The sequence below is a fragment of the Thermomonas brevis genome (genome assembly GCF_014395425.1).
Taxonomy (GTDB): Bacteria; Pseudomonadota; Gammaproteobacteria; order Xanthomonadales; family Xanthomonadaceae; genus Thermomonas; species Thermomonas brevis.
In genome coordinates this window covers 2,965,806-2,979,672 of the sequence record NZ_CP060711.1, presented here as the reverse complement: position 1 = coordinate 2,979,672, position 13,867 = coordinate 2,965,806, and the positions used below count along the sequence as shown (strand labels likewise).

The 13,867-nt window shown below is 68.0% G+C and carries 16 protein-coding genes and 1 tRNA gene; 10 read left to right on the top strand and 7 right to left on the bottom strand.

Translation table 11 applies throughout. From position 1 onward, the window contains the following. The first annotated feature begins 32 nt into the window (after positions 1-32). The 9 genes from pstS (at position 33) to rnt (ending at position 7,612) form a co-directional block, all read left to right on the top strand. Positions 33-1,043, top strand: coding sequence for a phosphate ABC transporter substrate-binding protein PstS (pstS, locus tag H9L17_RS13790; protein WP_187569990.1), 1,011 nt, complete (start codon positions 33-35; stop codon positions 1,041-1,043). 184 nt (positions 1,044-1,227) lie between these two features. After that, complete coding sequence (gene pstC, locus H9L17_RS13785) at positions 1,228-2,193, top strand: phosphate ABC transporter permease subunit PstC (protein WP_187569989.1); 966 nt, start codon at positions 1,228-1,230, stop codon at positions 2,191-2,193. After that, positions 2,190-3,053 (top strand): phosphate ABC transporter permease PstA, encoded by an 864-nt coding sequence (gene pstA, locus H9L17_RS13780; RefSeq protein WP_187569988.1) that lies wholly within the window; start codon positions 2,190-2,192, stop codon positions 3,051-3,053. The genes pstC and pstA overlap by 4 nt, the downstream gene beginning before the upstream one ends. An 88-nt stretch (positions 3,054-3,141) precedes the next feature. After that, positions 3,142-3,957 carry a phosphate ABC transporter ATP-binding protein PstB gene (gene pstB, locus H9L17_RS13775; protein WP_187569987.1) on the top strand — a complete coding sequence of 272 codons (816 nt, stop codon included), beginning with the start codon at positions 3,142-3,144 and terminating at the stop codon, positions 3,955-3,957. 133 nt (positions 3,958-4,090) lie between these two features. Next, positions 4,091-4,795 carry a phosphate signaling complex protein PhoU gene (gene phoU, locus H9L17_RS13770; protein WP_187569986.1) on the top strand — a complete coding sequence of 235 codons (705 nt, stop codon included), beginning with the start codon at positions 4,091-4,093 and terminating at the stop codon, positions 4,793-4,795. A 114-nt stretch (positions 4,796-4,909) separates the two neighbouring features. Beyond that, positions 4,910-5,410 (top strand): HvfA family oxazolone/thioamide-modified RiPP metallophore, encoded by a 501-nt coding sequence (locus tag H9L17_RS13765; protein WP_187569985.1) that lies wholly within the window; start codon positions 4,910-4,912, stop codon positions 5,408-5,410. A 6-nt stretch (positions 5,411-5,416) separates the two neighbouring features. Continuing rightward, positions 5,417-6,241 carry an HvfB family MNIO-type RiPP peptide maturase gene (locus H9L17_RS13760; protein WP_187569984.1) on the top strand — a complete coding sequence of 275 codons (825 nt, stop codon included), beginning with the start codon at positions 5,417-5,419 and terminating at the stop codon, positions 6,239-6,241. Then, complete coding sequence (locus H9L17_RS13755) at positions 6,238-6,978, top strand: HvfC family RiPP maturation protein (RefSeq protein WP_187569983.1); 741 nt, start codon at positions 6,238-6,240, stop codon at positions 6,976-6,978. Before H9L17_RS13760 ends, H9L17_RS13755 begins: the two co-directional genes overlap by 4 nt. Before the next feature lie 10 nt (positions 6,979-6,988). After that, positions 6,989-7,612 (top strand): ribonuclease T, encoded by a 624-nt coding sequence (gene rnt / locus H9L17_RS13750; RefSeq protein ID WP_187569982.1) that lies wholly within the window; start codon positions 6,989-6,991, stop codon positions 7,610-7,612. Between the two features lies 1 nt (position 7,613). Here rnt and sugE read toward each other — a convergent pair whose 3' ends face one another. The 6 genes from sugE to H9L17_RS13720 all read right to left on the bottom strand — a co-directional run bounded on the left by sugE (position 7,614) and on the right by H9L17_RS13720 (position 12,401). After that, positions 7,614-7,949 carry a quaternary ammonium compound efflux SMR transporter SugE gene (gene sugE, locus H9L17_RS13745; protein WP_187569981.1) on the bottom strand — a complete coding sequence of 112 codons (336 nt, stop codon included), beginning with the start codon at positions 7,947-7,949 and terminating at the stop codon, positions 7,614-7,616. Between the two features lie 154 nt (positions 7,950-8,103). Further along, on the bottom strand, positions 8,104-8,370 hold the full coding sequence (locus H9L17_RS13740; RefSeq protein ID WP_187569980.1) for a CBU_0592 family membrane protein: 267 nt from the start codon (positions 8,368-8,370) through the stop codon (positions 8,104-8,106). 34 nt (positions 8,371-8,404) lie between these two features. Further along, positions 8,405-9,151, bottom strand: coding sequence for a 23S rRNA (guanosine(2251)-2'-O)-methyltransferase RlmB (rlmB, locus tag H9L17_RS13735; protein ID WP_187569979.1), 747 nt, complete (start codon positions 9,149-9,151; stop codon positions 8,405-8,407). A gap of 19 nt (positions 9,152-9,170) precedes the next feature. Further along, positions 9,171-9,668: a hypothetical protein gene (locus H9L17_RS13730; protein WP_187569978.1), complete on the bottom strand. Its 498-nt coding sequence runs from the start codon at positions 9,666-9,668 to the stop codon at positions 9,171-9,173. A 16-nt stretch (positions 9,669-9,684) separates the two neighbouring features. Continuing rightward, positions 9,685-12,117 carry a ribonuclease R gene (gene rnr / locus H9L17_RS13725; RefSeq protein ID WP_187569977.1) on the bottom strand — a complete coding sequence of 811 codons (2,433 nt, stop codon included), beginning with the start codon at positions 12,115-12,117 and terminating at the stop codon, positions 9,685-9,687. A 199-nt stretch (positions 12,118-12,316) separates the two neighbouring features. Further along, positions 12,317-12,401 (bottom strand) — tRNA-Leu (locus H9L17_RS13720). A gap of 218 nt (positions 12,402-12,619) precedes the next feature. Here H9L17_RS13720 and H9L17_RS16325 point away from each other — a divergent pair. Next, the gene (locus tag H9L17_RS16325) at positions 12,620-12,748 is read left to right on the top strand and encodes a hypothetical protein (protein ID WP_425507356.1); all 129 of its coding nucleotides are present in this window, start codon (positions 12,620-12,622) and stop codon (positions 12,746-12,748) included. Between the two features lie 184 nt (positions 12,749-12,932). On the opposite strand, the gene H9L17_RS13710 is transcribed toward H9L17_RS16325, so the two are convergent. Beyond that, positions 12,933-13,625: a hypothetical protein gene (locus H9L17_RS13710; RefSeq protein ID WP_187569976.1), complete on the bottom strand. Its 693-nt coding sequence runs from the start codon at positions 13,623-13,625 to the stop codon at positions 12,933-12,935. Positions 13,626-13,867 lie beyond the last annotated feature (242 nt).

Below are 13,867 nucleotides of genomic sequence, written 5' to 3'. Positions count from 1 at the left end.
AGCCCGTCGATTCCGCCCTCCAGGAGTTCTCCGTGTCCAAGTCCTTCAAGTTCCGCCTCGCCGCGCTCGCGCTGGCGACCAGCTTTGCAGCCAACGCCTTCGCCTCCGACGTGACCGGCGCTGGCGCGTCCTTCGTCTATCCGGCGATGTCCAAGTGGTCGTCCGACTACAAGGCCGCCACCGGCAAGGAAGTGAATTACCAGTCGATCGGCTCCGGCGGCGGCATCGCCCAGATCAAGGCCGGCACGGTCGACTTCGGTTCCTCCGACAAGCCGCTGCCGCCTGACGAGCTGGCGCGCTCGGGCCTGGCGCAGTTCCCGTCGGTGATCGGCGGCGTGGTGCCGGCGTTCAACCTGCCCGGCGTCGCCGCCGGCGCGATGAAGCTGGACCCGGACGTGCTGGCCGACATCTTCCTCGGCAAGATCACCATGTGGGATGACGCCCGCATCGCCGCCACCAACCGCGGCATCAGCCTGCCGTCGCAGAAGATCACCGTGGTGCACCGCTCGGACGGCTCCGGCACCAGCTTCAACTTCACCAACTACCTGTCCAAGGTCAGCCCGGAGTGGAAGTCCAAGGTCGGCGAAGGCACCGCGGTCAAGTGGCCGGTCGGCATCGGCGGCAAGGGCAACGAGGGCGTGTCCGCCTACATCAAGCAGATCAAAGGCAGCATCGGCTACGTCGAACTGGCCTACGCGATCCAGAACAAGGTGCCCTACTCGCGCCTGAAGAACGCCGCCGGCAACTACGTCAACCCGAGCGACGACAGCTTCGCCGAAGCCGCCGCCAGCGCGGACTGGAAGTCGGCCAAGGACTTCTTCCTGGTGGTCACCAACGCGCCCGGCCAGAACGCCTGGCCGATCACCGCCACCAACTTCATGCTGGTGCACAAGGACGGCAAGCCGGGCACCAAGGCCGCCATCGAATTCTTCCGCTGGGTCTATGCCAACGGCGACGACGCCGCCACCTCGCTGGGCTACGTGCCGCTGCCGGATTCGCTGGTCCAGCAGATCCAGGGCTACTGGACGCAGAACGTCAAGTAATCCCGGTGCGACGCGGCAAACAGGGCGGGCCTTCGGGCCCGCTTTTTTTTCGCCTGATCCACATGCAACGCCGCATGTCGAAAACCGGTGACAGCGTCATCGGGATGTCACAAAAACATCGTTTCATGGCGCCACACCGAACGACAGCAGCCGCCCGCCGATGCGGGCGCGACGAGCAGACCGAATGAATGCCATCGCCGTTCCCGCCAGCTCCCGCCGCGACGCCGCCGACGCGCGCCACGACCGGCAGTTCCGCTGGCTGCTGACCGCCACCGCGGTCTTCGTGCTGGTCACCCTGGCCGGCGCGGCGCTGTCGATGCTGTGGGGCGGGCGCAGCGTGCTGGCGCACGAGGGGCTCAACTTCTTCATCTCCAGCGACTGGAACCCGGTCGAGAACAGATACGGCGCGCTGGTGCCGATCTACGGCACGATAGTGACGGCGGTCATCGCGATGGCGATCGCGGTGCCGGTGAGCTTCGGCATCGCCTTCTTCCTGACCGAAGTGGCGCCGCGCTGGATGCGCGCGCCGGTCGGCACCGCCATCGAACTGCTGGCCGGCATTCCCTCGATCATCTACGGCATGTGGGGCTTCTTCGTGCTGATGCCGGTGATGCGCGAGCACCTGATTCCCTGGCTCGACGAACACGTGGGCCCGCTGCCGGTGATCGGCGCGCTGTTCCGCGGCCCGCCGATCGGCGCCGGCATGCTGACCTCCGGCATCGTGCTGTCGATCATGGTGATCCCGTTCATCTCCTCGACGATGCGCGAGGTGTTCCTGACCGTGCCGTCCCGGCTCAAGGAATCCGCCTACGCGCTCGGCGCGACCAAGTGGGAAGTGAGCTGGGACATCGTGTTGCCCTATACCCGCAGCGCGGTGATCGGCGGCGTGTTCCTCGGCCTCGGCCGCGCGCTGGGCGAGACGATGGCGGTGGCCTTCGTGATCGGCAACAGCGTGGGCTTCACCGCTTCGCTGCTGGAGCCGTCCACCACGATTGCCGCATTGATCGCAAACGACTTCGGCGAGGCCACCGAAACCTACCGCGCCGCCCTGCTGCTGCTCGGCTTCGTCCTGTTCGTCGTCACCCTGGTGGTGCTGGCCATCGCCCGGCTGATGCTGCTGAACCTGTCGCGCAAGGAGGGCAACCGGTGAGCGCCCCGTCCGCTTCGCTGTACCGCCGCCGCAGCGTCACCAATGTCGTCGCCATCGGCCTGTCCTGCGCCGCCGCGCTGTTCGGCCTGGCCTTCCTCGGCTGGATCCTGTGGACGCTGCTTGCGAAAGGCCTCGCGCATCTGGACCTTTCGCTGTTCACGCAGGACCAGCCGCCGCCGATGGAGGAAGGCGGCCTGCGCAACGCCATCGTCGGTTCCCTGCTGATGTGCGGCATGGGCGTGCTGATCGGCACGCCGCTGGGCGTCGCTGCCGGCACCTGGCTGGCCGAGTTCGGCAACCATCGCCGGCTGGGCGCGGCGGTGCGCTTCGTCAACGACATCCTGCTGTCGGCGCCGTCGATCGTGCTGGGCCTGTTCGTGTACGCGGCCTTCGTGATGAACACCGGCGGCAACTTCTCCGCGATCGCCGGCGCGCTGTCGCTGGCCTTCATCGTGCTGCCGGTGGTGGTGCGCACCACCGACGAGATGCTGCGGCTGGTGCCGGTGCAGATGCGCGAGGCCGCGCTGTCGCTGGGCATCCCGCAGTGGAAGGTGACCGTGCAGGTGCTGTACCGCAGCGCCCTGCCCGGCATCGTCACCGGCATCCTGCTGGCGCTGGCGCGCATCGCCGGCGAAACCGCGCCGCTGCTGTTCACCGCCTTCGGCAACGAATTCTTCAGCCTCAAGATCGGCGGCGCGATGAGCGCGGTGCCGCTGGTGATGTACAAGTTCGCCGGCAGCGGCTACGAGAACTGGGAGCACCTGGCCTGGGCCGGCGCGCTGCTGATCACCCTGTTCGTGCTGGCGACCAGCCTGCTGGCCCGCGCCTTCCTGCTGCGCAAGCGCGCCGCCCATGACTGACGCCTCCACCGCCGCGACGGCTTTCCCGCTCCGGGCAAGCGCGCCGCCCCGTCCCGCGATGACCATGACCCCCGACCGGATTCCGTCCATGAACGACGCACACCTTGCCGTCGCGCCGCCCGTGCGCGAGGCCGCCCTGCCGGAAGCGCCGCCGATCAAGATCGCCGCGCGCGGGCTGAACTTCTGGTACGACAAGTTCCACGCGGTGAAGAACATCGACCTGGACATCCCGGAGAAGCGCGTGACCGCGCTGATCGGCCCGTCCGGCTGCGGCAAGTCGACCCTGCTGCGCGTGTTCAACCGCATCTACGCGCTGTACCCGAAGCTGGAGGCCAAGGGGCAGGTGCTGCTGGACGGCGAGAACATCCTCGACCCGGCGTATCCGATGAACCGGCTGCGCAGCAAGGTCGGCATGGTGTTCCAGAAGCCGGTGCCGTTCCCGATGACGATCTACGAGAACGTCGCCTACGGCATCCGCCACCACGAGCGGCTGAACAAGGCGGAGATGGACGCGCGCGTCGAGCAGGCGCTGCGCCAGGCCGCGCTGTGGGACGAGGTGAAGGACAAGCTGAAGGAGAGCGGGCTGGGCCTGTCCGGCGGCCAGCAGCAGCGGCTGTGCATCGCCCGCGCAGTGGCGCTGAAGCCCGACGTGCTGCTGCTGGACGAGCCGACCTCCGCGCTGGACCCGATCTCCACCGGCCGCATCGAACAGCTGGTCGAGGAATTGAAGCAGCAGTTCACGATCATGATCGTGACCCACAACATGCAGCAGGCCGCGCGCGTCTCCGACTACACCGCCTTCATGTACCTGGGCGACCTGATCGAACACGGCGCGACCGGACAGATCTTCTCCAATCCCGGCAAGCAGCAGACCGAGGACTACATCACCGGCCGCTTCGGTTGACGCAGCCCCTCTCCCGCCGGGAGAGGGGTTGGGGTGAGGGTTCGGGGAACCGACGAATCCGCACGCGCGCCGAATCTTCATCCGCCCCTTCTTCGGGGCACCTTCTCCGAAGGGAGAAGGAAGGAGCAAAGACATGAACGAACAGCACAACCACATCGTCAAGAGCTACGACGACGAACAGCGCGCGCTGCTCGACGAGCTGATCCGCATGGGCCAGATGTCGGCCTCGCAGTTGGAGGCCGCGCTGGACGTGGTCGAACGCCGCGACGACCGCGCCGCCGAGCGCGTGGTCGCCAACGACGAGGCCATCGACGCGTTGGAGCGCCAGATCAACCACGACGTGATCCACCTGATCCGCCGTGGCCCGCTGGCCGGCGACCTGCGGGTGATCCTGGCCGCGCTGCGCGTCGCCTCCGACATCGAGCGCATCGGCGACTACGCCGCCAACATCGCCAAGCGCTCGCTGGCGCTGAACCTCGCCCCGCCGCTGCCGCACACGCGCGGCCTGGGGACGCTGGGCCGGATGGCGGTGCAGCAGGTGCGCGACGTGCTGGACGCCTACGTGAACCGCGACGGCGCCGCCGCGCTGTACGTGCGCGAGCGCGACGCCGAGCTGGACACGCTCTACACCGGCCTGTTCCGCGAGCTGCTGACCTACATGATGGAGGACGCACGCGCGATCACCCCGTGCACGCACCTGCTGTTCATGGCCAAGAACCTGGAGCGGATCGGCGACCACGCCACCAACATCGCCGAGAACGTGTGGTTCCTGATCCACGGCGAGGAACGCATGCCACCGCGCGACAAGCGCGACGACAGCAACACCGCGGTGGTGTGAACGCATCGCCGCCGAGGATGAATGGCGCCCCGGCCGCCCGCGCGCTGGCCGCGCCGGGGAGCAGGCGGTAGGATCGCGGCTCCACCCATGCGCGGACGCGCCCGGAGCCAACCCATGTCGCAGACCCACCCGAAATCCCTCGCGCTGGCGATCGGCGCCGCCGTCGCCGCCGGTTCGCTGTTCTCGATGCAGGCGATGGCCCACGGCTACATGCAGCAGGCGCAGACCGCCGAAAAGGCCGCGGATGCCAAGGCTGCCGAAGGCAAGGCCGCAGAGGGCAAGGCTGCCGAAGGCAAGTGCGGCGAAGGCAAGTGCGGGGCCGGGATGATGGCCGGCGCCGACAAGCCCGCCGCGGCCAAGGCCGACCACGAAGGCGGCTGCGGCATGGCGAAGATGGACACCGACAAGGACGGCCGCATCTCGCGCGCCGAATTCGCCGCCGCGCACGCCGGCAAGGACGAGATGTTCGCCGGCATCGACGCCGACAAGGACGGTTTCGTCAGCCAGGCCGAAATGGACGCGCACCACGCATCCATGAAGAAGGACGGCAAGGCCGGCGAAGGCAAGTGCGGGGAAGGCAAATGCGGCGAGGGCAAGTGCGGCGGCGGCATGTGAGCCGGCGTGGCTGACGCCCTGCCCCGGCGCAGCGCGGGCCTCGGCCTGCGCCGCGCACTGCTGGACCAGCTGATCGAGGCGCCTGCGGGCGCCTTCGATTTTCTGGAGTGCGCGCCGGACAACTGGATCGGCGTGGGCGGCGCGCTGGGCGAGAAGCTCGAGGCGCTGTCGTCGCGGCATCCGCTGAGCTGCCACGGCCTGTCGCTGTCGCTGGGCGGCCCCGATCCGCTGGACGCCGGCTTCCTGCGCCAGACCCGCGATTTCCTCGACCGCCACCGCGCCGCGCTCTACAGCGAGCACCTGAGCTATTGCAGCGCGGACGGCCATCTCTACGACCTGCTGCCGCTGCCGTTCACCTTTGATGCCGTGCGCCACGTCGCCGGCCGCATCGCGCAGGTGCAGGACGCGCTGGGCCGGCGCATCGCCATCGAGAACGTCAGCTACTACGCCGCGCCGTACCGGGCGCTGGGCGAGGTCGAGTTCATCGGCGCCATCCTGCGCGAAGCCGACTGCGACCTGCTGCTGGACGTCAACAACGTCTTCGTCAACGCGATCAACCACGGCTACGACGCGCGCGCCTTCATCGAGGCGATGCCGGGCGAACGCATCGCCAGCTACCACGTCGCCGGCCATTACGACGAAGCCGACGACCTGAAGATCGACACCCACGGCGCGGCGGTGAAGGACGACGTGTGGACGCTGCTGGCGCACGCCTACGCCACTCACGGCGTGCGCCCCACCCTGCTGGAACGCGACTTCAACTTCCCGCCGCTGCCCGCGCTGCTGGCGGAGGTCGAACGCATCCGCGCGCTCCAGGCGAAAGCGCCATGACCTCGCTGCACGATCAGCTGCACGCGCTGGCCGCGCACGTGCGCGATCCCGCCGCGCATGCCGGGCCGCCCGGCATCGAGGACCGGCGGCTGAACGTCTACCGCGAGCTGGTGTTCAACAACCTCGACGGCCTGCTGGCCGGCAACTTCCCGGTGATCCGCCAGACGCTGGGCGACGCCGAATGGCACGCACTGCTGCGCCGCTTCCTCGCCGTCCATCGCAGCGGCACGCCGCTGTTCACCCGGCTCGGGCTGGAGTTCGTCGCCTTCCTCGACGCCGAAGCGGACGACACGCGCCCATGGCTGGCGGAACTGGCGCACTACGAATGGGCCGAGCTCGGCCTGCAGCTCAGCGACGCCACATCGAAGCCCTGCGATCCGCACGGCGACCTGCTGGCCGGCATTCCCGCGCTGTCGCCGCTGGCCTGGCCGCTGGCCTACCGCTGGCCGGTGCACCGCATCGGCCCCGCGTTCCAGCCGACGGAGCCGCCGCCGGAGCCGACGCTGGTGCTGCTGCGCCGCGAGGACGACGGCCGCGTCCGCTTCTCCACGCTGTCGCCGCTGCTGTTCCGGCTGCTGGAACGCATCGGCGAAAACGGCGGGCGCAGCGGCCGCGAGCTGCTGCGACAACTGGCCGACGAAGCCGGGCAAACCGACATCGACGGCTTCCTGCGCGAAGCCGCACCGATGCTGCAGCGGCTGCGCGACGAGGGCGTGCTGTCGGGAACCCTCTGCTAGTCTTTGCGGCATGACAGACGCGCAGGACACCCCCGCCATCGTGCCGATGGCCGAACGCTTCCGTGGCTACCTGCCGGTGGTCGTCGACGTGGAAACCGGTGGCTTCGACTGGAACAGGCATGCGCTGCTGGAGATCGCGGCGGTGCCGATCGAACTGGACGAAGCCGGCCGCTACGTGCCCGGCGAAGTCGCCCACGCGCACATCGCCCCCGCGCCCGGCACCAGCATCGACCCGAAGTCGCTGGAGGTCACCGGCATCAAGATCGGCCACCCGCTGCGCGGCGAGGTGGACGAACGCACCGGGCTGGACACGATCTTCGCGCCGGTGCGCGCGGCGGTGAAGAAGCATGGCTGCCAGCGCGCGATCCTGGTGGGCCACAACGCCCACTTCGACCTCAACTTCCTCAACGCCGCGGTCGCCCGCGTGCAGCACAAGCGCAATCCGTTCCATCCCTTCAGCGTGTTCGACACGGTGACGATGGCCGGCCTGGCCTACGGCCAGACCGTGCTGGCGCGCGCGGCGATGGCCGCGGGCCTGGGCTGGGACCCGAACGAAGCGCACTCGGCCGTCTACGACACCGAGCAGACCGCCAGGCTGTTCTGCGCCATCGCCAACCGCTGGCGAGCCGTTTGAGTCAGCCGGCCACGGCCGGCGCGGCGGTGGCCAGCTTCAATCCGACGATGCCGGCCACGATCAGCCCCAGGCTGACCAGCCGCCCCGGATTGGCCGGCTCGCCCAGCAGCACGATGCCGAGGATCGCGGTACCGACCGCGCCGACGCCGACCCAGACCGCGTAAGCGGTACCGAGCGGCAGCGATTTCATCGCCACGCCGAGCAGGCCCACGCTGATCGCCATCGACGCGACCGTGCCCAGCGTCGGCCACAGCCGGGTGAAGCCCTCCGTGTATTTCAGGCCGATGGCCCAGCCGATCTCGAACAGGCCGGCCAGCACCAGGATCATCCAGTTCATAAGCGCTCCATCAAGAGTCGATGGGGCCGTCCCCGGATGCGTGGCAGAGGCGGGGTCGTCCCCGCTTGCGGTCGAACGGCAGTCTGCCACGGCCCGTCGTCGCCGGGCTGACCCGCGCATGACCCGGCGCTGCCGGGCGCGATGCGTCGAACGCTCAGGCCGGCGTGTTGCCGCCCGCCTTCGCCTTGAACGAACGCGCGATGCCGTAGAGGCTGATCGCCGCCCAGGCGGTTTCCAGCAGGAACACCGAGACGTTGAACTTGCCCCACAGCGACACCAGGATGCCCAGCGAGCCGAACAGGTTGAGCAACTGATAGATCGGCCGGTTGCCGTGGATGCGCCCGGCCTGCAGCAGGAAGAACGCGCCCAACACCACCAGCGTGCCGGCGATGCCGACCCAGTCGTACCACTCGAGATTCATCGCATTCCCCTTTCGTCGTCTTCCATCGAGCCCGTCAGGCCTGCCGCTGCCGCACCGCCTCGAACAGGGCCACGCCGCTGGCGACCGAGACGTTGAGGCTCTCGAAACCGCCCGGCATCGGGATCTTCACCAACTGGTCGCAATTCTCGCGGGTCAGCCGGCGCAGCCCTTCGCCCTCGCTGCCCATCACCAGCGCGACGTTGCCCTTGAGATCGAGCGCATACAGCGACGCATCCGCCTCGCCGGCCAGCCCGTAAATCCACACGCCCGCCTTCTGCAACTCGCGCAGCGTGCGCGACAGATTGGTGACGCTGAACACCGGCAGCGTGTCCGCCGCGCCCGCCGAGGTCTTGCGCACGGTGGCGTTGACCTGCACGGCCTTGTCCTTCGGGATGATCACGCCCGTCGCCCCCGCCGCCGCCGCGCTGCGCAGGCAGGCGCCGAGGTTGTGAGGGTCCTGCACGCCGTCCAGCACCAGCAGCAGCGCCTTGCCTTCGGCGGCGTCGATCAACGACGGCAGTTCGTGCTCGTCCCAGGTCTTCGCCGCCGCATAGCGCGCCGCCGCGCCCTGGTGGCGCACGCCGCCGGCCACGCCGTCCAGCGCCTGCTGCGCGACCCGCCGCACGTCGATGTCCTTGCGCCGCGCCTGCTGTTCGATCTCGACGATGCGCGGATTCTTGCCGCCGGCTTCCAGCAGCACTTCGCGCACGTTCTCGGCGTCGTGCTCCAGCGCGGAAGCCACCGCGTTCAGGCCGACGATCCATTGGGAGGATTTGCTCATGCGGCTATTTTGCCTTGGCTCACCTCATTTGCGCGCTTTTCCCCTCCCCTTTCGCGAAGCGAAGGGGGAGGCCGGGAGGGGTGCTCTTCGCGCAAGAAGCACTCCTCCCCAACCCTCCCCTGCTTTGCAAGGGAGGGAGCAGAAGCTCAATGCCGCTTCGCCGCCCCCACGCATGCATCAGCGCAAACAGGTATGGCGTGCCGAACACCACCAGCATCGGAATACCCAGCACCGCAGCCACGGCAATTCGCCCAAGGCAGAGTTCAACAATGGCGGGCAGCAATACGAGAACAAGCGCCCATGCACGCCGCCGCGCAAGCCCATACTTCCCCGCCGCGACGCACGTGCACAGCAGCGCGATGCCGGCCACCGGCAGGATCGATGCATCGCCATGCTCGATGCGCCGGTAGGTCGAGACAACGACCGGCGCCGAAATGGTGCAAATCGCCGCGAAGAACAGCAGCAGCCACGCAAGGCCGTCCGAGATCGCGAACAGCGACTTGATCAACCGGACCATGCCGACCTGCGCGGCGTCAGTATTTCCGCTTCTGCCGCTTCGCCGGCTTGCCCCGCTCCGGCAGCGGCTTCGGCTCGCCCGCGCCTTCCTCCACCAGCCGGAAGTCGATCTTGCGTTCCTCCACGCTGGCCTTCAGCACCACGATCCGCACCCGGTCGCCGAGGCGGTATTCGTGGCCCCGGCGCTCGCCGGTGAGCGTCTTGCGCACCGCGTCGAAGTGGTAGAAATCGCGCGGCAGCTGGGTGACGTGGACCAGCCCGTTGACCTTGGACTCGTCCAGTTCCACGAACAAGCCGAAGCTGGTCACGCCGCTGATGGTGCCGTCGAACTCCTTGCCGACATGGCCTTCCATCCACGCCGCGCGGTAGCGCTCGTCCACCTCGCGCTGCGCCTCGTCGGCGCGGCGGGAACGCTCGGAGCATTGCAGCGCCAGCGCCGCCATCTCGTGCGGCGAATATTCGTAGGTGTCCGGCCGGCCGCCGGCCAGCGCGTGCTTGATCGCGCGGTGCACCAGCAGGTCGGGATAGCGGCGGATCGGCGAGGTGAAGTGCGCGTAGGCCTCCAGCGCCAACCCGAAGTGGCCGATGTTGTCCGGCGCGTAAACCGCCAGCGACTGGCTGCGCAGGATCACCGATTCCAGCAGCGCGGCGTCGGGCCGCTCGCGGATCTTCTCCAGCAGGTTGCGGAAATCCTTCGGCTTCACCTTCGCCCACGGCGGCAGGCGCAGCGCGAATTCCTTGAGGAACTCCTCCAGGTCGGCGTACTTGGACTCCGGCGGCTTGTCGTGGTCGCGGTACGGCGCCGGCACGCGCGCGTCGAGCAGGAACAGCGCGGCCTGCACGTTGGCCGCGATCATGCATTCCTCGATCAGCTTGTGCGCGTCATTGCGCTGGAGCATGCCGGCCTGGGTCACCGCGCCCTTCGCGTCCAGCACGAAGCGCACCTCGCTGCTCTCGAACTCGATCGCGCCGCGCTTCGCGCGCGCCTTGTCCAGCACCTTGTAGAGCTGGTGCAGGCGCTGGATCTGCGGCAGCAGCGGGCCGATCTTCGCCAGCGCCGCGTCGTGGTCGTCCTCGGGGATGCCCTCGCCCACCGCGTTCCACACGTCGGTGTAGGTGAGGCGCGCGTGCGAGTGCATCACCGCTTCGTAGAAGCGCGATTCGCGGACGATGCCGTCGCGGCCCACCTGCATGTCGCAGCAGAAGCACAGCCGCTCGACCTGCGGATTGAGCGAGCAGATGCCGTTGCTCAGCGTCTCCGGCAGCATCGGCACCACGAAGCCGGGAAAATACACCGAGGTCGCGCGCAACTGCGCCTCGTCGTCCAGCGACGTTCCGGGACGCACGTAGTGCGACACGTCGGCGATGGCGACGATCAGGCGGAAGCCGTCCTTGTTCGGCTCGCACCAGACCGCATCGTCGAAATCCTTGGCGTCCTCGCCATCGATGGTGACCAGCGGCACCTTGCGCAGGTCCACGCGCCCGGCGACCTCCGCGTGCTGCACTTCCAGCGGCACCGCAGTCGCCTGCGCCAGCACTTCCGGCGGGAACTCGTGCGGGATGTCGTGGCCGTGGATCGCCGCCTCCACCGCCTGCGAGGCGGTGAGTTTGTCGCCCAGCACCGCCAGCACGCGGCCGATGGGCGGACGGTGCGCATCCTGCGGCGTGGTGATCTCGGCGACCACCAGCTGCCCCGCCTTCGCGCCGTTGCGCGCGTCCTGCGGGATCAGCAGGTTGCGCTGGATGCGCTTGTCGTCCGGCACCACGTAGGCGATGCCCAGTTCCTCCGTGTAGCGGCCGAGCAACCGGGTCAGGCGGCGCTCCAGCACCTCCACGATGGTGGCCTCGCCGCGCCCGCGCCGGTCCATGCCGGTGATGCTGACCAGCACGCGGTCGCCGTGGCTGACCTTGCGCATTTCGTAGGGCGGCAGGAACAGGTCGTCGCCGCCCTTCTCCGGGCGCAGGAAGCCGAAGCCGTCGGGATTGGCGATCACGCTGCCGGCGATCAGCTCGGCCTGCGCCGCCGGCACGTAGCCGCCGCGCCGGTTCTGCAGCAGCTGGCCGGCGCGCAGCATCGCGCCCAGCCGCTTCTGCAACGCCTCGAAGCGGTCCGGCGCGGTCAGCGCCAGCTTGTGCGCCAGTTCGGTATCGTCCATCGGCCCGTCGTTGGCTGCCAGCACCTGCAGGATCATCTCGCGGCTGGCGATGGGATTCTCGTAGCGCTGCGCCTCGCGCTGCGCGTGCGGATCGAAAGCGGGCGACGATGGCGGCGCCGGCTTCGGCCCGCGCTTGCCGCCATGCGAAGACGCGGGAGGCGGCAGATCCGGCATCCACGGCGGCCGCTTGCCCTCGCCGCGCTTGCCCGTCTTGCGGGCGCCGCCGGAACCGGACGAAGAACCGCCGGCCGCCTTGCCGCGGCCTGCGCCGCGCTTGTTGGGAGGTTTGCTCATGCGGCGATGGTACGGCAGCCGGGCATGGGACAGAGTGATGCAGTTCTATCTATTCGCCGAACTGGTGGGCAGCATGACGGAAGACCAACTGATCCGATTACGGACTTACGTGGGCTGCTGAGACCCCTATGCTGATTGTTTTTCAGCAGGTTTCAGATAACAAAAAAGCCCGCTTGCGCGGGCTTCTTCGGAACCACTGTGGTGCCCAGGAGAGGACTCGAACCTCCACGGTTTTACCCGCTAGTACCTGAAACTAGTGCGTCTACCAATTCCGCCACCTGGGCAGGTGGTGAGGCGCGCATTCTCCGGGGATGCCGTAGACCTGTCAACAGTTTTTTGCAGCGCCGCATCCAAGTCCGCACGCATGCCCAAGGCACCGCTGTGAATCAAGGTACCCCATTGACAGCGGGAACTAGGATGGTTGCCAACACCGCTGTCGCCACGAGTCGTGATCCCGCTATGCACCAGCATCGCGTGATCGTCTACGTTCGGATCGAACGGCTTGAACGTCGTCGCGTCGTTCGCCGTCGTCTTCACCGACGGCACCTTCAGCGTCGAGCCCGCCACCAGCTCCGCGTCCGTCACCGCGTTCGCCGCCGCCAGCACGTACCACAAGCTGCCGTTGCCGTAGACCCGCTGCGCGATGCTCTGCAGCGTGTCGCCCTCCAGCACCATTGCAGGCTCCGTGCCCATCTGGCTGCTGTCGAACGCCGTCAGCTGGCTCGCCGCGTCGATCTTCCCGTCCGCCCCCAGCGTCGCCACCTGCTGCCCGTTGGCGTACACGTAGTGCTGCGCCACCCCGCCATCGCGCCGCGTCAAAATCCCCCAGACGCATCAAAACTGAAGCTCCGCGTCTGCGTCAGCGGCGACTGGTTCTTGATCGGCGTGGTCTGCACGATCTTCACCCGGCGGCCCATCTGGTCGTACGTGCTGGTCGTCGTCGTGGTCTTGTAGTTGCTGTCCGTGCTGACGCCCGTGACCGACTGCTCCAGGTACGTGTCCCGCTTCAGGTACGTCGTCGTGTACGTGTGCGTGTACCCGCTGGTCAGGTTCTGGTAGCGGTACGTCACCAGCATCCCCGCCGTGTTGTAGCCGCTGCCGCCCGACGCCGTGCTGTAGAACACGGTCGACAGCGCCGTCAGCGCCGGATCGGGCGTGCCCTTGAACCAGGCCTGCCCCGTCCGGCCGAGTTCGCTCACCTGAAGGACACGGCCATCCTGATAGGTCGTCAGCGTCTGGTGCGACATCCAGCCACTGATGTCCACCTCGACGAGATCCTGCTCGCCCATCTTCGGATTGCCGACCAGGTAGCTCCTGATCGTCCCAGGCGCGAAATACTCCGCCAGCGAGACTTCCTGTCCCGCCGCGTTGTATTGGTGCCGCGCCACCACGCCCGAGGTGTCGCCCACGTTGACCGCCGCGTACTCCAGCTCCAGCTGGCCCCGCAGCGTGTACGTCGACTGCGCCACCTGCGTCGTCCCCGCCGACGTCACCGTCGTCCGGCTCACCGCATGGCCCGCCGCATCGTAGTGCAGCGCGTACGATCTGGGAGTTAAGTGAACCCGATTCCGTTCTCCAGAATACCCCCTAACATCATTATCTAGCGGAATGACCAGCGGAGACGATTGATGTAGGAACAGACGATATTGGCAGGCAATCCATGCTTAACGCTCGATCTACAATTTCCTCGTCCGTCATCGGATCATAATTTTCCGCAATAAGCGAGTAAGCCCGAATTGGATCAGGACAT